Origin of the sequence: Lysinibacillus telephonicus, from assembly GCF_003966145.1 — a bacterium.
Lineage (GTDB): Bacteria > Bacillota > Bacilli > Bacillales_A > Planococcaceae > Ureibacillus > Ureibacillus telephonicus.
On sequence record NZ_RXNR01000007.1, the window covers coordinates 26,888 to 48,219 of the forward strand.

Genomic DNA, 21,332 nt, shown 5'->3' on the forward strand with positions numbered 1-21,332 from the left:
ATGGCTAGTACATCTGGAATATCAAAAGATTTTTATTTACCATCTGCCAACACACCGAAATATGCAAAAGAAGGTGACAATAGCAGTTTAGGTAAAGATGCTTTTTTACAAATCTTAATTACACAATTGCAAAATCAAGACCCGACTGACCCTATGGATGATAAAGAGTTTATTGCACAAATGGCGCAGTTTTCTTCATTAGAGCAAATGCAAAATATGACTACAGCGATGGAAAACTTACTTATATCACAACAAGAAAGCCAATTAATGAATTATACGATGTTCGTTGGGAAAGAAGTTAAATGGGTTGAGATAACAGAAGAACTGGATGAAGAAGGAAAAAACATCATCAAAGAGGGTACAGGTGTTATAAAAGAAATGAAATTTGTTGATGGCGCACCTGTATTCATCTTGGAAGATGGAAAGGAAATTTCTCCAGGCAATATTTCATCGGTTTTAAGTGGAACGTCATCATCTAATAGCCCGACTGAGGAAAATCCACTTGTAGCTGCAAGTCAATTAATTGGACAAACGGTGCAGTATGAATCTAACGGAGAAATGGTTCAAGCAGTTATAGAGGCAGTTTCAACAAATAATAAAATAATTGAATATATTTTATCCAATGGTACCCGTTTACAGAAAGATCAATTTGAGTTAGTGAATGAATAAGGTTGGTGAAAACACATGCATCGATTTGGAATACAGCGCGTGCCGTTGCAACCGACCATTCAATCAAACTCACAATTAAAATCTAAAACAATAGCCAGGACAGAGCAATCTTTCCGTGACCATTTGCGAAGTGCAGCGACCGATAGTCAAGAATTAAAAATTAGCAAACATGCAAATGAGCGTATACAAGAACGTAATATTCATATATCCGATCAAGAATGGCAAGTTGTGACGGATAAAGTGTTTGAAGCTCGTTCGAAAGGTGTCAACCAACCGCTCGTTTTGATGGACCAAGCAGCTTTAATTGTAAGTGCTAAAAATGCAACAGTGATAACTGCGATGGAACGCACTGAAGCAAAAAATCAATTATTTACAAATATTGATGGCACGATTGTGTTATAAGGTAGGACCTATAAAATTATTCAGTAGGCTTAGCCTATAAATAATTTTAAGCCTTTTGGTGAAGGGCAGTAATTTTGTAGTAGATTTATCGCTCAAGAACGATTAATAATTTTGACGCAATTTCATCAAGGCAAATTTGATTAGGATACCTCGTGTTGTTGATCGATTGATGCAACACAAAATATAAGTAAATTTGAAAAATGAAGGGAGAACGATAACGATGTTACGTTCCATGTATTCAGGTATTTCCGGGTTGAAAAACCATCAAACAAAACTAGACGTTATTGGTAATAATATTGCAAACGTAAATACTTACGGATTTAAGAAAAGTCGTGTTGTATTTAAAGATTTAATTTCACAATCAGTATCAGGTGCTTCAGGATTCACTGCTACTAGAGGTGGTGTTAATCCAATGCAAGTTGGATTAGGTACCCAAATGGCAGCAATTGACGTAATTCATGGTACCGGTTCATTGCAAACAACTGGAAGAACTCTTGATTTAGCGATTTCCGGAGATGGATTCTTTATGGTTGGAGATTCAACGGTTGCACCGGATGAGGACGGAATTATTGAGGCAGATTCTGGATTTAGCAATGTTGTTTATACTCGTGCAGGTAATTTCTATATGGATGAGAACGGTTATTTAGTTAATTCAGAGGGTAAATACTTAGTAGGTGTTGCGAATGATACATTATACGAAGACGTTGTTGAGGATCCGGTAAGTAATGCGGATGCAGAGAAAGGGGAGGCAGCAACTGCTATTGGTACTGATAGCCTTTACGTAGATGGTGCGATTGATGTAGAAGGCTATGGCCCTATCAAAATCCCAACAAATGCACAATCTATGAATATTGGACAAGATGGGTCAATAACTTATGTCGATGTTAATGGACAACTACAATTTGCTGGTCAACTATTACTTGCAAAATTCCCTAACCCAGGTGGTCTAGAGAAAAACGGCAATAACTATTACCAAGTAACATCGAACTCAGGAGATCCAACAGTACAAGTGGCAACACAACAAGGTATCGGGAAAGTTGTACCAGGTACTTTAGAAATGTCGAACGTTGACCTTTCAGAGGAATTTACGGAAATGATCGTAGCACAACGTGGTTTCCAAGCAAACTCTCGTATTATTACAACATCAGATGAAATTTTACAAGAGCTTGTTAATTTAAAACGTTAATCTATTAGTAACATAATATTTTCATAGATTCATTGCAAAGGAGGGTCGGGCCGGCTCTCGCCAATGCGACCCGGCCCTATTTCAATGATTGAACTTACACGTTTAAATGGTAAACCATTTTCATTAAACGCTATATACATAGAGTCAGTCGAAGCCTTTCCAGATACAACGATAACGCTGACGACTGGGCGGAAATTTATCGTTCTTGAAAGTGAAGAAGAGGTTCGTAATCGAGTAGCTCTCTTTTATAGAAGTATACAAATATTATCAAACCCGCATCTACGAGGTGATGAAAATGAAGAAGAATAAATTATTAACGATTATGCTCATCATTTTAATTACGATAACACTGATTGGTGTCGTCATCTTCGTGTTATTGACACAATTTAACAAGCAGCAAGCAGCTCCTCCAGAACCAACTATCGATGAAATATTAGAAGCATCTGTTGATGTGCCGGAGCTAACAACGAATCTAGCAGATAACAGTATTGTTCGTTTAACGCTTAAGTTACAAACTGACAGTAAAGAGGCTGCAGAAGAATTAGTAAAGCGTGATTTCCAAACTAACAATATCATCATTGAAGAGCTTGCTGAAATGACGAAAAAAGATTTAGACGGAAAACAAGGAAAAGTAATGTTTGAATCAACAATCAAATCGAAAATAAATGAATTGATGCAAGAGGGTGAGGTACAACAAGTTTATATAACCTCCTACATCATTCAGTAAATGAAACATCTTGAAATGGAGGTGGGCAAATGGCAGGAGATGTATTATCCCAATCCGAAATTGATGCGCTGCTTTCGGCGATATCAACGGGGGAAATGTCAGCAGATGACATGAAAAAAGAAGAAGAAACAAAAAAGATAAAAGTTTATGACTTTAAACGTGCTCTTCGTTTTTCGAAGGATCAAATCCGAAGTTTGACCCGTATACATGAAAACTTTGCGCGGTTACTGACAACTTTCTTCTCAGCACAGTTACGAACTTATGTTCAAATTACTGTTGCTTCTGTCGATCAAATTCCGTTTGAGGAATTTGTACGATCAATACCGAATATGACATTAATAAATGTATTTGAAGTACCACCTTTAGATGGTAATATCTTAATGGAGATTAATCCAAATATCGCCTACTCCATGTTGGACCGTTTAATGGGAGGTAGCGGTGCAAGCTATAGTAATGTAGACAACTTAACGGAAATTGAACAAAAAATAATGACAAATTTATTCGAAAGGTCATTCGATAATTTACGTGAAGCATGGGATTCTGTCGCAGAAATCGATCCAATGCTTGTAGAGCTGGAAGTAAACCCTCAATTTTTACAAATGATTTCACCAAATGAAACAGTTGTTGTTATCTCGTTAAATACAATAATTGGTGAGACAACAGGTATGATAAATATTTGTATACCCCATGTCGTGTTGGAACCAATCATTCACAATTTATCTGTTCAGTATTGGATGCAATCTAATACGAAGGAAGCAACTCCGGAACAGGCTGATATGTTAGAAAAACGAGTAAAACAAGCAGAATTACCTTTAATAGCTGAACTTGGTACGACAGATATAACGATTGAAGATTTTCTATATATGAATGTTGGAGATGTTATTCAGTTGGATCAAAAAATTGATAACCCGCTTATTTTAAAGGTTGGTGGTTTACCAAAATTCACAGTACAGCCAGGTAAACGTAATAAAAAAATGGCAGTCCAGATTATCGACCCTTTGAAAGGAGGAGACGAAAATGAGTAATGAAATGCTCTCCCAAGAAGAAATTGAAGCTCTATTAAGGGGCGAAACGTTAGCAGAAAAAAACAACGAGTTAGAAACTAATAATGATGGAAAAACACTTCGTGTAGAAGATTACCTTAGTTCAATGGAACAGGATGCTTTAGGTGAAGTAGGAAATATTTCATTTGGAAGTTCAGCAACTGCGTTATCCGCTCTTTTAGGACAAAAGGTGGACATTACAACTCCAGTAGTCTCATTGATTGATCGCCAACGGTTAGAAGAGGAATTTCCTCATCCGTATGTTGCGATACAAGTGGAATATACAACTGGTTTAAGTGGAATGAACCTATTAGTGATTGAACAATCAGATGCTGTAATTATTGCTGATCTAATGCTAGGTGGAGACGGATTAAACCCAAATCCAGATTTAGGCGAAATCCAATTAAGTGCAGTACAAGAAGCAATGAATCAAATGATGGGTTCAGCTGCAACATCCATGTCTACTGTATTTAATAAAAAGGTAGATATTTCACCACCTTCAATTGATTTGTTAAATTTCTCAAAAAATGAAGGTAAAGAAAGTATACCGGATGAAGATTTATTAGTGAAAGTTTCATTCAGATTAAAAATTGGTGAATTAATAGATTCAAATTTAATGCAATTATTACCATTAGATTTTGGAAAGAAAATAGTTAAATCACTGCTTGGGGAAGACGAAGCACCTGTTCAGCAGGAGCCGGTTGTACAACAACCTATGCAAACACCACCTGCTGCTCCGGCGCAGCCTGCAGTTCCACAGCAGCAGGTTCAGCCAAACCCGACTCCACAGCAACAAGTTTATCAGCAGCAGGCAGCGACAATGTATGCAGAGCCACCAGCTTATGCAATGCCGCAATATCAAGCACCTGTCCAACCAGTAAATGTACAGCAGGCTCAATTTGCGACATTTGAAAATGCAAATATTTCAAAGGATGAAGCTCGCAACTTAAATATGTTACTAGACATTCCTTTGCAAGTAACCGTTGAGCTTGGTCGTACGAAGCATAGTGTAAAGGAAATTTTACAGCTTGCATCTGGCTCTATTATTGAATTGGACAAGCTTGCAGGAGAACCTGTCGATATTTTAGTAAATAGCCGTCTTATTGCAAAAGGAGAAGTCGTTGTAATCGATGAGAACTTTGGTGTTCGTATTACAGATATTTTAAGTCAAGCAGATCGTTTAAATAATCTAAAATAGTGTTTATTGGAGGAATTCTAAATGTCAAAAAAAATATTAATAGTTGACGATGCTGCATTTATGCGCATGATGATAAAGGATATTTTAACAAAAAATGGATTTGAAGTAGTTGGAGAAGCAGCTGATGGCCTACAGGCTGTAGAAAAGTATAATGAATTACGTCCAGATCTAGTAACAATGGATATTACGATGCCAGAGATGGATGGAATTGCTGCATTAAAAGCAATCAAATCTACAGATCCAAGCGCTACTATTATTATGTGTTCAGCAATGGGGCAACAAGCGATGGTAATTGATGCAATTCAAGCTGGTGCAAAAGATTTTATTGTAAAACCATTCCAAGCAGATCGCGTTATTGAAGCAATTCAAAAAGCACTAGGGTAATAAAATGAAGTTTAAACTATTTGTAACAATTCGGCTTGTCATTGCGTTATTATTTACATTTTTAATGATGACACCTACAGATACAACGTTAGCAAGTCAGAAAAGTCCAATGGTTTCGGATGAATGTTTGAAAAATCCAGATTCATGTCCGGAAACTCTACCAGCTGCCGACCAAGAGAAATCTGATTCGGCAGCTGTAGGATTAGGACCATGGGATTATATTAAAATGTTATTTGCCCTTATTTTTGTGCTAGCTTTGTTGTTGTTTGTTTTAAAATTTATTAATAAAAAAAGTATGAATTATCAACAAAATAGTCTAGTACGAAATATTGGCGGAATATCTGTTGGCGCTCAAAAATCAATCCAATTGCTTCATATTGGGGATAAATTATATATCGTGGGCGTTGGAGATAATGTGCAATTAATTAAAGAAATTAATGATCCGGATGAAGTTCAACAATTAGTAGCTTTTTACAATGAAAAGCAATCATTCGGTGCAACAACTCCTTATATTTTAGAACTATTAAAGAAATTAAAGCCAAATCAAATAGAATCTGAGAGTAAACAAGATGATTCAAATTTTGGCGATATATTTAATAAGAGGTTGTTGGATATAAAAAAAGAGAGACAGCACGAGCTGGAAAAATGGAAAGAAAAGGAGAAGGATAAATAATGGAAGATTTTATCTCATTCTTTTCTGAAAGTGATCCTACAAACGTTTCAACATCTGTAAAGTTATTGCTTGTATTAACAGTGCTTTCACTAGCACCAAGTATTTTAATATTAATGACCTCTTTTGCTCGGATAGTGATTGTTCTTTCTTTTACTCGTACAGCACTTGCTACTTCAACAATACCACCTAATCAGGTAATTATTGGACTGGCTTTATTTTTAACGTTTTTTATAATGGCACCAACGTTTCAAGAAGTAAACGAACAGGCATTACAGCCATTGTTTAATGAAGAGATTGGAATAGAGGAAGCATATGACCGTGCAACAACTCCTTTTAAAGAGTTTATGTCAAAGCATACAAGGCAAAAAGATTTAGAATTATTTATTAACTACAATCAAGCAGAACGTCCACAATCGGTTGAAGAAATTCCTTTGTCGATTTTAGTGCCTGCTTTTGTATTAAGTGAATTAAAAACTGCCTTTCAAATTGGATTTATGATTTTTATTCCTTTTTTAGTAATTGATATGGTTGTGGCAAGCGTACTCATGTCCATGGGTATGATGATGCTCCCTCCGGTGATGATTTCACTACCATTTAAAATCTTGCTATTTATTTTAGTTGATGGATGGTATTTAGTCATCAAATCTCTACTTCAAAGTTTTTAGGGGATGATACTATATGACAGAAGAAATGGTCATTGCAATTGCAGAAAGAGCTGTATGGATTGTCCTCATTGTTTCAGGACCCTTATTACTGATAGCACTCGTAACAGGGTTGATTGTTAGTATATTCCAGGCGACAACATCCATTCAAGAACAAACGATGTCTTTCGTACCGAAAATCGTTGCTGTATTAGTTGCGCTTATATTTTTTGGACCATGGATGATTTCTCAAATGACAGATTATTTTTACGATATTCTTAATAACTTAACTCGGTATATCGGGTGATTAAATGACAGAAATTATTCCAAAATTATCGGTCTTGCTTTTAATAATTGTTAGAGTTTCTGCTTTCTTTGTATCAGTCCCTTTTTTTTCATATCGTACAATTCCTGCACAATTGAAAATAGCTTTAGCAGTATTATTTTCTTGGATGATTTATTATACGATGAATATTGAAGCTATTCCAATTGATGGAGATTACATATTACTAGTTTTAAAAGAAGCAATTATTGGTTTAGTACTTGGTTTAACGGCATATCTGATTACAACTGCTGTACAAATGGCAGGTGGATTTATTGATTTTGAAATGGGCTTTGCTATGGCGAATGTAATTGATCCACAAACCGGAGTAAATACTCCATTAATGGGGCAATTCTTTAATTTTTTACTATTGTTTGTTTTGCTTGCAATAAACGGTCATCATCTCATTTTAGACGGCATTTATTATAGCTATCAATTTATGCCGATTAATCAACTATTCCCCAACTTTGGAGATGTTGATTTTGCTGAGTTTGTAATGAAATTGATAGTTACTGTCTTTGCAATTGCATTCCAAATGTCAGCCCCAATAGTTGCAACTTTATTTTTAGTCACTATTGCATTAGGTATAACGGCGAAAACAGTTCCCCAGCTTAATATTTTTGTAATTGGGTTTGCTGTTAAAATTGCAGTAGGTTTGCTTGTATTAATCGTATCGATGGGTGTCTTGATTGAAGTGATGGAAAAATTAATTGAAATTATGATACTATCCATGCGTGATTTAATGCGATTATTAGGTGGTGCTTAATTTGAAGTTGCTGCTCACATTAGATTTACAATTTTTTGCTGGGGAAAAGACGGAAAAAGCAACGCCAAAAAAGAGACAGGATGCAAGGAAAAAAGGTCAAATTTTAAAAAGCCAAGATGTAACTGCAGCCTTTGTACTGCTAATTCTCTTTTTATTCTTGTATATAACAGCTCCAAAAATGCTGGAAAGTCTGTTTTCTTTTTTACATCAAGCTTTTGAAAAAAATATGCTCATTGAATCGTTAACGGCCGATACAGTAATGAAAATTTACGTAGATACATTAAAGGAAATGGCAATGGTTCTATTACCTTTTATGGTTATCGCACTAGTTGCAGGTATTGGATCTAACTATTTACAATTTGGATTTCTTTTTACAATGGAAACAATGAAATTTGATTTAAAAAAAATAGATCCAATTAAAGGTATTAAGAGAATCATTTCCGTCCGTGCCATTGTAAATTTATTGAAATCGCTATTAAAAATTTCATTTATCGGAGCAGTTACTTCAATTATTATTTGGATAAACCTTGAAGAAGTACTTTCGTTATCATTCCAAAGCACTTGGGATACTTTAACAACTGTCGCCAAGTTAACTGGGATGATGGGAATTGCTGCTTCAATTACGCTAGTGTTTATCGCGTTATTAGATTACATATATGAAAAATACGAGTACGAAAAACAATTGAAAATGTCAAAACAAGACATTAAAGATGAATATAAAAATGCTGAAGGGGACCCTAAGATCAAAGCAAAAATAAAGCAACGCCAGCGTGAAATGGCGATGCGGCGCATGATGCAGGAAATACCTCAAGCAGATGTAGTTATTACAAACCCAACTCACTATGCTATCGCATTAAAATACGATGAAAGTATGGACGCACCAACAGTGGTCGCTAAGGGTACCGACTTTGTAGCACAAAAAATTAAATTAATTGCTAAAGAAAATGATGTAGTTATGGTTGAAAATCGTCCGTTAGCACGTGCAATGTATGACCAAGTAGAAATCGGACAACAAGTGCCAGAAGAGTTTTTTAAAGCAGTAGCAGAAATACTAGCATATGTTTATCGAATTAAACGTAAAATTTAGACCATTTTGTAGGAGGGACAAACATGAAATTTCGCGACTTAGGGGTTTTAGCTGCAGTTGTTTTAATAGTAGCGATGCTCGTCATCCCTCTACCGACATGGTTATTGAGCTTTTTAATCATCATTAACATCACGCTTTCTTTACTTATATTATTAACAGCGATGAATATGAAAGAAGCGTTGGATTTTGCAATCTTTCCTTCAATCATATTATTACTAACGTTATTCCGACTGGGTTTGAGTGTATCAACAACCCGTGCAATTTTAGCAAATGGTGATGCTGGAGATGTAGTAGAGACATTTGGTGAATTTGTAACTGGTGGTAATATACTAGTCGGTTTAGTAATTTTCATGTTATTGGTGATTATTAACTTTATTGTTATTACTAAGGGGTCTGAACGTGTAGCTGAAGTAGCAGCTCGCTTTACATTAGACGCGATGCCTGGTAAACAAATGAGCATCGATGCTGATTTAAATGCAGGCATTATCTCAGAAAAAGAAGCCAGAGAACGTCGTGAGAAAGTATCAAGAGAATCGGATTTTTATGGTGCGATGGATGGTGCAACCAAATTTGTTAAAGGTGACGCTATCGCTTCTATTATAATGGTTTTTATTAACTTAATATTCGGGATTATAATCGGGATGCTACAGCTTGATTATGAATTGGCAGATGCGGCTTCGCATTTTTCTAAGTTAACTGTCGGTGATGGACTTGTAGCTCAAATACCAGCATTACTAATTTCAACAGCTACTGGTATTGTTGTAACACGTGCAGCATCAGATGGCAATTTAGGAGAAGATATTACAAAGCAATTATTCGCTCAATCAAAGCTGTTATATATTGCTGGCGGTACAATTTTCTTAATGGGACTTTTCACGCCGATTCCCGAGTGGATTACAATTCCGATTGCGATTATTCTGATCGTCGGCGCATATTTGATTGATCATAAGAAACCAGAGGATCCTGAAGAGTTATTAGAAATTGAGGAAGAAGTGGCTGCTGATACAATGAAAAGCCCTGAAAACGTAGTGAATCTATTAAATGTCGATCCAATAGAATTCGAGTTTGGCTATGGCTTAATTCCATTAGTTGATGCTGCTCAAGGCGGAGATTTATTAGATAGGGTAGTAATGATTCGTCGACAGCTTGCTTTAGAGTTAGGGATTGTTATACCGATTGTCCGAATACGAGATAATATCCAGCTTCAACCAAATGAATACAGAATTAAAATCAAAGGGAATGAAATGGCCCGTGGTGAACTCCTTCTTGATCATTATTTAGCTATGAGTCCTGGAGATGATAATTCTATTGATGGTATCGACACAATTGAGCCTTCATTTGGCTTACCTGCTAAGTGGATTACAGAAAAAACAAAAGAGGAAGCAGAAATGCTTGGTTATACTGTGGTTGACCCACCTAGCGTCGTTTCAACACATTTAACAGAAATGATTCGTGCAAATGCTCATGAATTACTTGGTCGTCAAGAAACAAAACAACTAATTGATCATTTACACGAAAGTTACCCAATCTTAGTTGATGAACTTACACCAACACCTTTATCAATAGGAGAAATTCAAAAGGTTTTAGCGAAGTTATTAAGAGAAAATGTATCGATTCGAAACTTGCCAATCATATTTGAAACATTGGCAGATTATTCAAAGTTAACTAGCGACCCAGATATACTTACAGAATATGTACGTCAATCACTAGCTAGACAAATTACTGCTCAATATGTTTCTGCTGGACAAGATTCATTAAAAGTAATTACGATACCTGGAAAATTGGAAAAATTAATTGCAGATAGTATACAACAAACAGACCATGGCAATTATTTAGCAATGAATCCGCAAGAATCACAGCAAGTACTTGAGGCAATTGCAAAAGAAGTAGAGAGGGTTTCATTTATGGAACAGTCACCAATTATTCTCTGCTCACCTGGCATTCGAATGTATTTAAGACAATTAACGGAGCGCTATTTCCCGCAAATACCAATTTTATCCTACAATGAATTGGACGCAAATGTTGAAATCCAAAGTGTTGGGGTGGTGAATGTAGAATGAAAATGAAAAAATATACTGCACCTTCAATTGCAGAAGCGATGAAATTAGTCCGTAGCGAGCTTGGAGATGATGCAGTTATCATCAATTCCAAAGTAGTCGTGACCAAAAAATTATTTGGTTTAGTAAGACATAAAAACTTTGAAGTGCTTGCAGGGGTGGACCGTGTAGATGCGAAGCCTACTCCGCGTTTCCCTGACCTGCAAATAAATGCTGAGTCAATCATGAAACCAACAGAAATACCTCAACAAACGAAAGTACATATAGACGATTCGTTTACACATGAGTTAAAAAGCGAAATTTCGGATTTAAAATTAATGCTGCAGTCTATGCAAAGAGATGCAAGACTATCCGAATTGCCAGAGGAAATATTGCCTTTTATTGATTTTTTAAAACGTCAAGAGCTTGACGATGAGCTCATCACCGTAATTAGTGATGAGCTTTTTGTACATCATCAAAATTCAGAGTCCCCATTGAATAACCAAACGATGAAAAAAATTGCAAAGGGAGTTATGAGAAAAAAGTTGGCAGAACTTCCTTTGGGCGGACTTTCATATAGAAAAAAGTATATTAATGTACTCGGACCTACTGGGGTTGGTAAGACAACTACTATAGCTAAAATGGCAGCTCGTTGTGTGTTAGAAAAAAAGAAGAAAATTGGGTTTATTACAACTGACACATATAGAATTGCGGCTATCGAGCAATTAAAAACATATGCAAATCTTTTACAGGCACCTGTTGAAATTGTCTATAATGCCAGTGACTACCAACAGGCAATTGAAAAATTTGCAAATCTTGATTTAGTTTTTATTGATACTGCTGGTAGAAATTATAAAGAAGCAAAATATGTTAATGATTTGAAAAAAATTATTGATTTTAATGAAGAGGTAGAATCCTTTCTAGTTTTATCCTTAACTTCTAAAGAAAGTGATATGGAAGCGATAATAAGACAATTCGATGGATTTCAAATAGGAAAATTTATCTTTACTAAGGTAGATGAAACAAATTCTATTGGCACTATGTATAATTTAATGATTAAATATAATAAAGGACTTGCTTACTATACGAATGGACAAGAAGTACCAGAAGATATCGAAGAAGCAAACCTAGATAGTTTGCTTGAATTGTTCTTTCAAGGAGAATTCAAATGAGAGATCAAGCTGAAAAATTAAGAATGAAAGTGCTAGAAAGTCAAGGAGCATTGGGTAGGTCTATTGCAGTAGTTAGCGGTAAAGGTGGAGTAGGAAAAAGCAATTTTTCAACTAACTTTGCAATTGAGTTAGCTAAGCTAGGAAAAAAGGTTGTAGTACTTGACATGGATATCGGTATGGGAAATGTCCATATTTTAATAGGTAAAACGGCCCGATTTAGCTTAATGGATTATCTTGAAGGTAGCGTTTCTTTGGAAGAAGCGATGTATGAGGGACCTTACAACTTGCAGTATATTTCAGGTGGCTCAGGCTTGTCCTCAGTTGTAGAATGGTCGAAAGAAATGTTCGATTTATTGATTGATGCATTTGAAGAGCTTCAAAAATCATATGATTATGTTCTGTTTGATATGGGGGCAGGAGCTGCGAATTGGTCGATTGATCTATTGACTTCTATTGATGAAATTATTGTTATATCAACTGCTGAACCAACTTCTATTACAGATGCCTACTCAATGATGAAATATATTCATTTAAAGGATCAATATAAAACATTTTATTTATTATGTAATAGAGCTTACTCAAAAGAAGAGGGGCAAGAAACGTTAATTCGCTTGAAAAATACGATGCAACGATTTTTATCAAAGAATGTGAATTTATTAGGATCTTTACCTGAAGATCCGGTAGTAAGAAAAGCTGTTCGAGAACAAGTGCCTTTTTCAATATCCTATCCTAATGCATCTATTTCTAAAACATTACATGAGATTGTAAATCACTTTGTTCTTCATCAAACAAAAGAAATTCATGCTCGAAATACATTTTTATCTAAACTAAAAAGTATTTTTTCGAAAGGGAGTGATTAATTGGAATTTTCGAATAAAAGCAAGCTATTAATTGTTGATGATTCTGCTTTTATGAGAAAGCTAATTAGTGACTTTTTTGAAGGGAATTCAAAGGTTGAAGTCATCGGTATAGCTCGCAATGGCAAAGATGCCATAAAGAAAATACAACAATTAAAGCCTGATGTTGTAACAATGGATGTTGAAATGCCTGAAATGAATGGTCTTGATGCATTAAAAGAGATTATGGAAGTTTCCCCAGTCCCTGTGATTATGTTATCAAGTACAACAGTAAGTGGGGCAGAAAATACTTTAAGTGCAATTGAAAATGGTGCAGTCGATTTTGTAGCAAAACCTAGTGGGACAATTTCCCTTGATCTTCACAAGATAAAAGAAGAACTTGTACATAAAGTGGAGCAAGCAGCTCATGTTCCAGTTGCAAAGTTGAAAAAACCTATTGGAAACAAAAAAACAGTTTTAGATGTTGCCAGTACAAACAATAAAAGTGAGTCTACTCCTTTAAACAAAACAATATTACAGCAAAGAACTAACAAAGGAACTGCAAATATAATTAAACAAAAAAGTACGTGGAGCAATACTTCTAAAAAAATTGTATTAATTGGGACATCGACTGGTGGACCAAGGGCCTTGCAAGAAGTGATTACAAAATTGCCTGAAACAATAAATGCTCCAATTTTAATTGTTCAACATATGCCAGCAGGATTTACAAAATCTTTAGCGGAAAGGTTAAATAACCTTAGCAAAATAACAGTAAAAGAGGCTGAGCATGGAGACAGATTGCAAAATGGTGTAGCTTATATTGCTCCAGGCGGATGGCATTTAAAGCTTCAAAAAATTGGGACAAATTTTGAAATACAATTAGATCAACAAGAACCGCCTCGTTACGGACATCGACCTGCTGTAGATGTAATGTTCGAAAATGTTAGTAAATTTAATGACTTTGATAAGATTGCTGTCATTATGACTGGTATGGGGTATGACGGTTCCAAAGGACTAATTGATTTAAAACAAAATGGTAATGTAACTGCAATTGCCGAGTCAGCTGATACATGTATTGTTTATGGAATGCCGAAAGCTGCTGTTGAAACTCAACTAGTAGACGAAGTAGTAGCTGTTGACGAGATTGCGCAAATGATTATGAAATATTTGCCATAAAAGGAGTGTTATCGTATGGAAGTCAATCAATATTTAGAAATGTTCATTGAAGAAAGTAAAGAACATTTACAATCTTGTAGCGATAATTTGTTAGAGCTTGAAAAAAATCCTGATGACTTAGCGATTGTAAATGAAATATTCCGTTCCGCTCATACTTTAAAAGGTATGTCTGCGACAATGGGATATGAAGATTTGGCAGATTTAACACATAAAATGGAAAATGTTTTAGATGCAATTCGCAATGAAAAAATTCATGTAACACCAGAAATTCTTGATGTTGTTTTTGAATCAGTTGATCATCTTGAAGAAATGGTAATGGATATTGCAAATGGCGGTGATGGAAAACGAAATGTTTCTGATACGGTTGCAAAACTAAAACGTATTGAATCAGGTGAAACGAGTGATACAACTAGTGAATCGCCTGCAAGTGTTGCTGATGCTGCATTAGCTGAGGTGGCTGCAACAGCAGCTGCAGAAACATCTCCAAAATTAGACTATGATGATTTTGAAAAAACAATAATACTGCAATCAACTGACCAGGGCTTCAATGCATTTGAAATTTCTGTTGCTTTACGTGAAGACTGCTTATTAAAAGCAGCCCGAGTTTATATGGTATTTGATATTTTAGAGAAAAATGGAGATGTGGTTAAATCATCACCAACTGTTGATAAATTAGAAGAGGAACAATTTGATCAACATTTCCAAGTAGCATTTATTTCTAAAAATTCAGCTGAAGAATTAAAAAGCAAAATTATGAAAGTATCAGAGGTTGACACTGTTACGGTGACTCCACTTTCTAAAGAGTTCTTTATACAATCTACTACTGAAGAAACGTTTAAAGCTGCAGTGCAAAATGAATCTCCTGCAATTATTGTACCAAAAACACCGGAGGCTAATAATAATCAGAGGTCACAGGCTCCTGCTAAAAATGGTCATGCTGCAAGTAAAACAATTCGAGTTAGTATTGAACGTTTAGATATTTTAATGAACTTATTTGAAGAGCTAGTAATTGATAGAGGGCGACTACAATCAATAGCTACAGAAGTAAATCATTCAGAATTAAATGAAACGGTTGAAAGAATGAGCCGCACAATGGGTGATTTGCAAAATATCGTATTAACGATGCGTATGATTCCAATCGATACAGTATTTAATCGATTCCCTAAAATGGTTCGTACATTGTCGCGTGATTTAAAGAAAAAAATTAATCTTGAAATTCTTGGGGCAGAAACTGAGCTTGATAGAACGGTTATCGATGAAATTGGTGATCCACTAGTTCACCTTATTCGAAACTCAGTTGATCATGGTATAGAAAGTCCTGAGGTACGTCGTGCAAAAGGAAAACCGGAAGAAGGTAATGTTGTTTTAAGAGCATATCATAGTGGAAACTATGTTTTTATCGAAATAGAAGACGATGGTGCTGGTATAAACCGAGAAAAAGTATTATCAAAGGCTATTTCAAAAGGAATTATAACAAAAGAAGCTGCACTTAACTTATCGGATAAACAAATTAATGAATTAATTTTAGCTTCTGGGTTCTCTACTGCAGATGTAGTTTCTGATATTTCAGGACGCGGTGTTGGTCTAGATGTTGTTAAAACAACAATTGAATCTTTAGGCGGCAGTATTTCTATTGAATCAACAGAAAACGTTGGATCCATTTTCTCTATTCAATTACCATTAACTTTAACAATTATTTCAGTTATGTTAGTAGAAATTGAACAAGAGATTTATGCTATTCCTTTATCATCAATTATAGAAACTTCTATTATTAAAAATTCAGATATTTTAAATGCGCATAATCAAAAAGTTATTGATTTCCGTGGGAAAGTAGTTCCGCTTATCTTCTTAGAAGAAATTTTTGAGGTTCCAAGAAAAGAACAAAGAGCAGATGAATATCACTCTGTTGTAATTGTTCGAAAAGGTGAAAAACTAGCTGGTTTAGTAGTAGATTCATTTATTGGACAACAAGAAATTGTTCTTAAATCTTTAGGTAACTACTTAACTAATATTTTTGCTATTTCTGGCGCAACAATTTTAGGAAACGGTAAAGTTGCATTAATTATAGATTGTAATGCATTAATGAAGTAACTAACGAAGATAAATGAGAGGTGTAGCAGATGAATGCTCTTGAACAGGAATATTTAAAAGTTATAGTTTTTCAGTTAGCGGATAAAGAGTATGCTATTCCAGTATCGAATGTTCAAGGAATAGAAAAGCTAATGCATATTACTCGTGTTCCAAAAACTGCGAAATATGTAAAAGGTGTTATTAATTTGCGCGGGGTAGTAACGCCAATTATAGATTTACGTGAACGCTTTAACATACCTGCAACTGACAGTGAAGATACAGCTAGAATTATTATTATTACACTTGATGAAATGGAAGTTGGTTTTGTCGTTGATTCAGCAAATGATGTAATTGATATACCGGTTAGCTCAATTGAGCAACAACCGGAAGTTGTTGGTTCACATGAGGAAGAGTTTATATCAGGTGTAGCGAAAATTGAAAATCGCTTACTAATTTTATTACATTTAGATAAAGTTTTAAATCCAGTAGACTAAAATTTTCGATCGATTAGCATATCTTTTGCTAATCGATTGGGAATGATTGAAGTGGGGATAAACATATGAACCATAGTCAAAAAATAACTTCAATGCATTTAGATGTTCTTAAGGAAATAGGGAATATTGGTGCAGCACATGCAGCAACAGCATTATCTGATTTATTAGGCAAAAAAATTGATATGCGTGTACCGAAAGTTGAAATGGTAACTTTTAATGACATGATGGAGCTGGCTGGGGGAGCCGAGAAGGTTGTCGTTGGAATTTTTCTTCGTATTGAAGGGGATGTAGAGGGCAGCATGTTTTTTATCTTGCCAATTCAACAAGCCAATCGCTTTATTCAGCATTTAATTAATGATAAGAATTTTGATTTTAGTAGTAACCCAATCCCAGAACTAGGACTATCTGCGATGCAGGAAATGGGCAATATTTTATCCGGGTCTTATTTATCTGCACTTTCAGATTTTACTAGGTTGAAGATTTATCCTACAGTTCCAGGCTTAAGTGTAGATATGTTTGGTGCAATTATAAGCATCGGACTTATTGAAATTTCAGAAGTTAGTGATAATGTTATTGTCATTAATACATCCATTTTTGAAGAAGGTTTCGACAATTCTAAAGAAGTCCGTGGGCATTTTTTCTTGTTACCTGATCCAGAGTCATTTGAGTCTATTTTTAAAGCTTTAGGAGTATCCTAGAAATGATTTCTTCTAGTAGCAGTCAAGTTATTAAAGTTGGAATTGCCCAAATGGATGTCGTAAAAATACCAAATACAATAAGAACTTCAGGATTAGGATCATGTGTAGGTGTTGTGTTATATGATGAAACAAAAAAAATAGCTGGATTGGTACATATTATGTTGCCTGAGTCAAGTCTAGGCAGAACGGAAACAATAAATGTCGCAAAGTTTGCTGATTCAGGAATCCAAGCACTTATCGCAATGTTAAAATTGGAAGGTGTGCAGCCATTTCGTTTGAAGGCTAAAATAGCTGGTGGAGCTCAAATGTTTAAATTCACCTCTGATAAAGATACGATGCGCATTGGTCCCCGTAATGTTGAGGCAGTAAAAAGGGAGCTTAAGAAAAATGGCATTCCTATTGTTGCTGAAGATACGGGTGGCAATAGTGGAAGAACTATTGAGTTCAACCCGGCTACTTGCATGCTGAGCATAAGGACAGTGAATCAAGGAGTGAGTGAAATATAATGTACGGTTCGATATTTTACAATTGTTGGGCTGCTTTATTAGCTTTTACGATTTACTTTTTTATAACATTATCTCAATCACAAGCACCTGCTCAAATTTTAATTGGTTCCTTTGTCACTGCCGCTGTTGCATTTTTCGTTACCTTTGCTGTCCGTTACTTGTTGGCATATGTGCTGTATACACCTGATCAACAACTGTTTGAGGAAGTTGCAGAGCAAAATGAGACAGATATAGAAACGTTAAATCACGATCCATATCTAGATAAAGAAATGCCTACAACATCAAATTATTCTACTGTTGAATATAATGATGAAAGCCCAGAGGAAATAGCACAAGTGGTGCGTACAATGCTAAGTCAAGATGACACCGCTACAAATAATTCTTAAAGGATTAAGAACAGGAAAGAGTCTTAGTTTTTGCTTCTTGCGTTGTTATGCCTTCCTTTAAAAAGAACTTTCTCCTTAATGGAAAGTTAGTGCTTCGAATCGGTGGAACTTTAATAAATTCAATATAAGTTATATTAACTAATTTAAGCGAAAAGAGTCGAAAAACGGCTCTTTTTTCATATGATCATTCCAAAAAATATAGTTGCTAAGTAATATAATAGTCTTATAGAAGCGTGTGTTTTTTTACTATGATTTGATATAATTGTTAGTAGAAAATAAACGTCTAAATGTGAGGTGGATACGGGTGGTACAACTAACGCTAGATAATGAACAAAAACTTTGGAATAGCTGGATAAATAATCGAGATCCTCATGCGGGTGATTTACTCTTAAAAAAGTATAAACCACTAGTCTCTTATCATGTTCAACGTATTGGCGCTGGTGTGCCTAAAAATGTTTCAAGGGATGATTTAATGAGTCTTGGCATGATGGGACTTTTTGATGCATTAAATAAATTTGACATAAATAGGGATTTGAAATTTGATACATATGCTTCTTTCAGGGTGCGTGGTGCTATAATTGACGGATTAAGAAAAGAAGATTGGCTGCCCCGCTCTGCAAGGGAAAAAGCAAAGAAAATGGAAGCACAAATTGAAAAATTGGAACAAAAGCTTATGAGGCATGCAACACCTGAGGAACTTGCCGAATATATGGATTTGCCTGTCGAGGAAGTATATCAGACTGTTCAAGAACATTTCTTTTCTAATGTACTTTCCATAAATGATCAGCAGGATCAAGATGATGCAGAAGGAAAAGCTTTTGCCATTCGAGACGATTATACAAAAACGCCTGAGCAAGAAGTTGTTTTTTCAGAGTTGATTTCTGATCTCGAGGAAAATATTAAAAAGCTAAATGAAAAGGAACAGCTAGTGCTAAGCTTGTTCTACACAGAAGAAATGACACTCACAGAAATTGGTGAATTACTAGAACTTTCAACATCTCGTATATCACAAATCCATTCAAAGGCTTTATTCAAGCTTAGGAAACTTCTTTCTACTGAAATGCTTAATTTATAGGGAGGAATTTTATGAGTCTACGAAATATAGAACTTCAGATTGCAATTCCGAAAACATATGAAGCAGGTAAAGCAGTAGAACAGCATCAACAAAATGTAATTCAACAACAAATAAATGCGCATGAAGCACTAAAAAAGGATATTGAAAAAAAGCAGTTTACAGTTATGGATACAGAAAAAACAGACAAAGTTTCTGAAGATGAAGATAACAGTAGTAATGAACAGAATATGTCTAAGAGAGAAAAACAGCAAAAGAAGAAACAACAAGAAGCACAGCATCCTTTTAAAGGGAATTTTATAGATTTTAGTGGATAGGAGAACATAATGGTCTCAGTTTTAATCGTTATACTAATCGTTTCACAACTGATTTGTTTTTACTTTATTCTTCTTTTAAATACGAAACTATCTAAATTTAAAGATTTAGAAATACGCCAAGATAAACTTATTCGTGAAATGGACGATGCAATAAGCGTATATTTATTGGAAATGCGTGAAGAAAACGATCGTTTAATAAAAGAGTTGTCTAATGTTAAAACGGCAGAAGTAAATAAAGGGGCAATAGATAAAAAAAATGAGGCAATGATAGAAACAGCTTCTTCTTTAATTCAAAAAGAAAGCAATACAGAAGATTTTGTAATAGAATCAAAGCCAGTTGTTCCTAAAAATATAGTGAAGAACGCGTACAGTCAACATAAAAATATAAATAGTGCTTCAACTCTGAATGTCCAAAAGGAGCCTATTGAAAAAACTGAACTGCCGACTTTTGAACAACAAGTATTAAAGCTGCATCAACAGGGAAAATCTATTGATGAAATAGCAAAAATTACTCAAAAGGGAAAAACGGAAATTGAGTTATTCATTAAGTTTCATGCATAAAATGTTGCAGTACGAAATCTAGTGTGATATATTATCAATTGGTGTTATTATTACACACGCATTTTGATGTAGTAAGTGGTGCTTTTTGAATAAAAAGTTGCTTGGTGCAAATGAAAAATGCGGAGGAACAAAACCAAAATTTAGGAGGAAAATATTTATGTCAGTAATTTCAATGAAACAATTACTTGAAGCTGGTGTACATTTCGGACACCAAACACGCCGTTGGAACCCAAAAATGAAAAAATACATTTTTGTAGAACGTAACGGTATTTATATTATCGATTTACAAAAAACAGTTAAAAAATTAGAAGAAGCTTACGACTTCATGCGTCAAGTTGGCCAAGACGGTGGTAAAGTACTTTTCGTTGGTACTAAAAAACAAGCGCAAGAAGCGATTAAAGAAGAAGCTGAACGTTCAGGTAACTACTACATCAACCAACGTTGGTTAGGTGGTACTTTAACAAACTTCGGTACAATTCAAAAACGTGTTGCTCGTATGAAAGCTATCGAAAAAATGGAAGAAGACGGTACTTTTGACGTGCTTCCTAAAAAAGAAGTTATCCAACTTAAAAAAGAACACGAACGTCTTGTGAAATTCTTAGGCGGTATTCGTGATATGGCAGATATTCCAGATGTAATGTTCGTGGTTGATCCACGTAAAGAGCGTATTGCTGTTGCAGAAGCTCGTAAATTAAATATTCCTATCGTAGGTATTGTTGATACAAACTGTGATCCAGATGAAATCGACTACGTAATCCCTGCAAACGACGATGCTATCCGCGCTGTTAAATTATTAACTGCAAAAATGGCTGATGCTCTAATTGAGTCAAAACAAGGTGAATCTGAAGCTCCAGCTGAAGAAGTAGTAGTTGCTGAGTAATTCACTGTTAGAATACTTGGCTTATCGCCA

Annotated in this window: 26 protein-coding genes; all 26 read left to right on the top strand. The window is 35.1% G+C overall.

All coding sequences use genetic code 11. From position 1 onward, the window contains the following. The 26 genes from flgD (at position 1) to rpsB (ending at position 21,302) form a co-directional block, all read left to right on the top strand. On the top strand, positions 1 to 669 hold the full coding sequence (flgD, locus tag EKG35_RS03635) for a flagellar hook assembly protein FlgD (protein WP_126292962.1): 669 nt from the start codon (positions 1 to 3) through the stop codon (positions 667 to 669). Positions 670 to 684: 15 nt separating this feature from the next. Continuing rightward, positions 685 to 1,071 (top strand): TIGR02530 family flagellar biosynthesis protein, encoded by a 387-nt coding sequence (locus EKG35_RS03640; protein ID WP_126292963.1) that lies wholly within the window; start codon positions 685 to 687, stop codon positions 1,069 to 1,071. A gap of 220 nt (positions 1,072 to 1,291) precedes the next feature. After that, the gene (flgG, locus tag EKG35_RS03645; RefSeq protein WP_126292964.1) at positions 1,292 to 2,257 is read left to right on the top strand and encodes a flagellar basal body rod protein FlgG; all 966 of its coding nucleotides are present in this window, start codon (positions 1,292 to 1,294) and stop codon (positions 2,255 to 2,257) included. Between the two features lie 84 nt (positions 2,258 to 2,341). Further along, a complete protein-coding gene (locus EKG35_RS03650) occupies positions 2,342 to 2,566 on the top strand; it encodes a flagellar FlbD family protein (RefSeq protein WP_126292965.1) in 225 nt (74 codons plus the stop codon). Next, positions 2,553 to 2,984, top strand: coding sequence for a flagellar basal body-associated protein FliL (fliL, locus tag EKG35_RS03655; protein WP_126292966.1), 432 nt, complete (start codon positions 2,553 to 2,555; stop codon positions 2,982 to 2,984). Before EKG35_RS03650 ends, fliL begins: the two co-directional genes overlap by 14 nt. 29 nt (positions 2,985 to 3,013) lie before the next feature. Further along, complete coding sequence (gene fliM, locus EKG35_RS03660; RefSeq protein ID WP_126292967.1) at positions 3,014 to 4,009, top strand: flagellar motor switch protein FliM; 996 nt, start codon at positions 3,014 to 3,016, stop codon at positions 4,007 to 4,009. After that, positions 4,002 to 5,225, top strand: coding sequence for a flagellar motor switch phosphatase FliY (fliY, locus tag EKG35_RS03665; protein ID WP_126292968.1), 1,224 nt, complete (start codon positions 4,002 to 4,004; stop codon positions 5,223 to 5,225). Before fliM ends, fliY begins: the two co-directional genes overlap by 8 nt. A 21-nt stretch (positions 5,226 to 5,246) precedes the next feature. Next, positions 5,247 to 5,609, top strand: a complete 363-nt coding sequence (locus tag EKG35_RS03670) for a response regulator (protein ID WP_126292969.1) — start codon at positions 5,247 to 5,249, stop codon at positions 5,607 to 5,609. A gap of 4 nt (positions 5,610 to 5,613) precedes the next feature. After that, positions 5,614 to 6,282 (top strand): flagellar biosynthetic protein FliO, encoded by a 669-nt coding sequence (locus tag EKG35_RS03675; RefSeq protein WP_126292970.1) that lies wholly within the window; start codon positions 5,614 to 5,616, stop codon positions 6,280 to 6,282. Further along, positions 6,282 to 6,947 (top strand): flagellar type III secretion system pore protein FliP, encoded by a 666-nt coding sequence (fliP, locus tag EKG35_RS03680; protein ID WP_126292971.1) that lies wholly within the window; start codon positions 6,282 to 6,284, stop codon positions 6,945 to 6,947. The genes EKG35_RS03675 and fliP overlap by 1 nt, the downstream gene beginning before the upstream one ends. Positions 6,948 to 6,960: 13 nt before the next feature. Beyond that, a complete protein-coding gene (gene fliQ, locus EKG35_RS03685; RefSeq protein ID WP_126292972.1) occupies positions 6,961 to 7,230 on the top strand; it encodes a flagellar biosynthesis protein FliQ in 270 nt (89 codons plus the stop codon). A 4-nt stretch (positions 7,231 to 7,234) separates the two neighbouring features. After that, the gene (fliR, locus tag EKG35_RS03690) at positions 7,235 to 8,011 is read left to right on the top strand and encodes a flagellar biosynthetic protein FliR (RefSeq protein ID WP_126292973.1); all 777 of its coding nucleotides are present in this window, start codon (positions 7,235 to 7,237) and stop codon (positions 8,009 to 8,011) included. Between the two features lies 1 nt (position 8,012). Then, the gene (gene flhB, locus EKG35_RS03695) at positions 8,013 to 9,098 is read left to right on the top strand and encodes a flagellar biosynthesis protein FlhB (RefSeq protein ID WP_126292974.1); all 1,086 of its coding nucleotides are present in this window, start codon (positions 8,013 to 8,015) and stop codon (positions 9,096 to 9,098) included. Positions 9,099 to 9,121: 23 nt separating this feature from the next. Next, a complete protein-coding gene (gene flhA, locus EKG35_RS03700; RefSeq protein WP_126292975.1) occupies positions 9,122 to 11,158 on the top strand; it encodes a flagellar biosynthesis protein FlhA in 2,037 nt (678 codons plus the stop codon). Then, positions 11,155 to 12,306: a flagellar biosynthesis GTPase FlhF gene (gene flhF / locus EKG35_RS03705; RefSeq protein ID WP_126292976.1), complete on the top strand. Its 1,152-nt coding sequence runs from the start codon at positions 11,155 to 11,157 to the stop codon at positions 12,304 to 12,306. Before flhA ends, flhF begins: the two co-directional genes overlap by 4 nt. After that, a complete protein-coding gene (locus EKG35_RS03710) occupies positions 12,303 to 13,166 on the top strand; it encodes a MinD/ParA family protein (RefSeq protein WP_126292977.1) in 864 nt (287 codons plus the stop codon). The genes flhF and EKG35_RS03710 overlap by 4 nt, the downstream gene beginning before the upstream one ends. Further along, positions 13,167 to 14,318, top strand: coding sequence for a protein-glutamate methylesterase/protein-glutamine glutaminase (locus tag EKG35_RS03715; protein WP_126292978.1), 1,152 nt, complete (start codon positions 13,167 to 13,169; stop codon positions 14,316 to 14,318). Between the two features lie 15 nt (positions 14,319 to 14,333). Beyond that, a complete protein-coding gene (locus EKG35_RS03720; protein WP_126292979.1) occupies positions 14,334 to 16,409 on the top strand; it encodes a chemotaxis protein CheA in 2,076 nt (691 codons plus the stop codon). Between the two features lie 29 nt (positions 16,410 to 16,438). Beyond that, positions 16,439 to 16,882 (top strand): chemotaxis protein CheW, encoded by a 444-nt coding sequence (locus tag EKG35_RS03725; RefSeq protein WP_126292980.1) that lies wholly within the window; start codon positions 16,439 to 16,441, stop codon positions 16,880 to 16,882. A gap of 65 nt (positions 16,883 to 16,947) precedes the next feature. After that, on the top strand, positions 16,948 to 17,580 hold the full coding sequence (locus EKG35_RS03730; RefSeq protein ID WP_126292981.1) for a chemotaxis protein CheC: 633 nt from the start codon (positions 16,948 to 16,950) through the stop codon (positions 17,578 to 17,580). Between the two features lie 2 nt (positions 17,581 to 17,582). Beyond that, positions 17,583 to 18,086: a chemotaxis protein CheD gene (locus EKG35_RS03735; protein ID WP_126292982.1), complete on the top strand. Its 504-nt coding sequence runs from the start codon at positions 17,583 to 17,585 to the stop codon at positions 18,084 to 18,086. Then, positions 18,086 to 18,472, top strand: a complete 387-nt coding sequence (locus EKG35_RS03740) for a hypothetical protein (RefSeq protein WP_126292983.1) — start codon at positions 18,086 to 18,088, stop codon at positions 18,470 to 18,472. Before EKG35_RS03735 ends, EKG35_RS03740 begins: the two co-directional genes overlap by 1 nt. 304 nt (positions 18,473 to 18,776) lie before the next feature. Next, complete coding sequence (locus EKG35_RS03745; RefSeq protein WP_126292984.1) at positions 18,777 to 19,547, top strand: FliA/WhiG family RNA polymerase sigma factor; 771 nt, start codon at positions 18,777 to 18,779, stop codon at positions 19,545 to 19,547. Positions 19,548 to 19,558: 11 nt separating this feature from the next. Further along, complete coding sequence (locus EKG35_RS03750) at positions 19,559 to 19,861, top strand: RNA polymerase subunit sigma (RefSeq protein WP_126292985.1); 303 nt, start codon at positions 19,559 to 19,561, stop codon at positions 19,859 to 19,861. A 9-nt stretch (positions 19,862 to 19,870) separates the two neighbouring features. Continuing rightward, complete coding sequence (locus tag EKG35_RS03755; RefSeq protein WP_126292986.1) at positions 19,871 to 20,422, top strand: hypothetical protein; 552 nt, start codon at positions 19,871 to 19,873, stop codon at positions 20,420 to 20,422. Between the two features lie 157 nt (positions 20,423 to 20,579). After that, entirely contained in the window at positions 20,580 to 21,302 is a 723-nt protein-coding gene (gene rpsB / locus EKG35_RS03760; RefSeq protein ID WP_126292987.1) for a 30S ribosomal protein S2, read from the top strand. The last annotated feature ends 30 nt before the right edge of the window (positions 21,303 to 21,332 follow it).

What these genes read in the sequence shown, in the direction of transcription:
- flgD (WP_126292962.1), top strand. Translation starts at nt 1, where the DNA reads ATGGCTAGTACATCTGGAATATCAAAAGATTTTTATTTACCATCTGCC.
- EKG35_RS03640 (WP_126292963.1), top strand. Translation starts at nt 685, where the DNA reads ATGCATCGATTTGGAATACAGCGCGTGCCGTTGCAACCGACCATTCAA.
- flgG (WP_126292964.1), top strand. Translation starts at nt 1,292, where the DNA reads ATGTTACGTTCCATGTATTCAGGTATTTCCGGGTTGAAAAACCATCAA.
- EKG35_RS03650 (WP_126292965.1), top strand. Translation starts at nt 2,342, where the DNA reads ATGATTGAACTTACACGTTTAAATGGTAAACCATTTTCATTAAACGCT.
- fliL (WP_126292966.1), top strand. Translation starts at nt 2,553, where the DNA reads ATGAAGAAGAATAAATTATTAACGATTATGCTCATCATTTTAATTACG.
- fliM (WP_126292967.1), top strand. Translation starts at nt 3,014, where the DNA reads ATGGCAGGAGATGTATTATCCCAATCCGAAATTGATGCGCTGCTTTCG.
- fliY (WP_126292968.1), top strand. Translation starts at nt 4,002, where the DNA reads ATGAGTAATGAAATGCTCTCCCAAGAAGAAATTGAAGCTCTATTAAGG.
- EKG35_RS03670 (WP_126292969.1), top strand. Translation starts at nt 5,247, where the DNA reads ATGTCAAAAAAAATATTAATAGTTGACGATGCTGCATTTATGCGCATG.
- EKG35_RS03675 (WP_126292970.1), top strand. Translation starts at nt 5,614, where the DNA reads ATGAAGTTTAAACTATTTGTAACAATTCGGCTTGTCATTGCGTTATTA.
- fliP (WP_126292971.1), top strand. Translation starts at nt 6,282, where the DNA reads ATGGAAGATTTTATCTCATTCTTTTCTGAAAGTGATCCTACAAACGTT.
- fliQ (WP_126292972.1), top strand. Translation starts at nt 6,961, where the DNA reads ATGACAGAAGAAATGGTCATTGCAATTGCAGAAAGAGCTGTATGGATT.
- fliR (WP_126292973.1), top strand. Translation starts at nt 7,235, where the DNA reads ATGACAGAAATTATTCCAAAATTATCGGTCTTGCTTTTAATAATTGTT.
- flhA (WP_126292975.1), top strand. Translation starts at nt 9,122, where the DNA reads ATGAAATTTCGCGACTTAGGGGTTTTAGCTGCAGTTGTTTTAATAGTA.
- flhF (WP_126292976.1), top strand. Translation starts at nt 11,155, where the DNA reads ATGAAAATGAAAAAATATACTGCACCTTCAATTGCAGAAGCGATGAAA.
- EKG35_RS03710 (WP_126292977.1), top strand. Translation starts at nt 12,303, where the DNA reads ATGAGAGATCAAGCTGAAAAATTAAGAATGAAAGTGCTAGAAAGTCAA.
- EKG35_RS03720 (WP_126292979.1), top strand. Translation starts at nt 14,334, where the DNA reads ATGGAAGTCAATCAATATTTAGAAATGTTCATTGAAGAAAGTAAAGAA.
- EKG35_RS03725 (WP_126292980.1), top strand. Translation starts at nt 16,439, where the DNA reads ATGAATGCTCTTGAACAGGAATATTTAAAAGTTATAGTTTTTCAGTTA.
- EKG35_RS03730 (WP_126292981.1), top strand. Translation starts at nt 16,948, where the DNA reads ATGAACCATAGTCAAAAAATAACTTCAATGCATTTAGATGTTCTTAAG.
- EKG35_RS03735 (WP_126292982.1), top strand. Translation starts at nt 17,583, where the DNA reads ATGATTTCTTCTAGTAGCAGTCAAGTTATTAAAGTTGGAATTGCCCAA.
- EKG35_RS03740 (WP_126292983.1), top strand. Translation starts at nt 18,086, where the DNA reads ATGTACGGTTCGATATTTTACAATTGTTGGGCTGCTTTATTAGCTTTT.
- EKG35_RS03750 (WP_126292985.1), top strand. Translation starts at nt 19,559, where the DNA reads ATGAGTCTACGAAATATAGAACTTCAGATTGCAATTCCGAAAACATAT.
- EKG35_RS03755 (WP_126292986.1), top strand. Translation starts at nt 19,871, where the DNA reads ATGGTCTCAGTTTTAATCGTTATACTAATCGTTTCACAACTGATTTGT.
- rpsB (WP_126292987.1), top strand. Translation starts at nt 20,580, where the DNA reads ATGTCAGTAATTTCAATGAAACAATTACTTGAAGCTGGTGTACATTTC.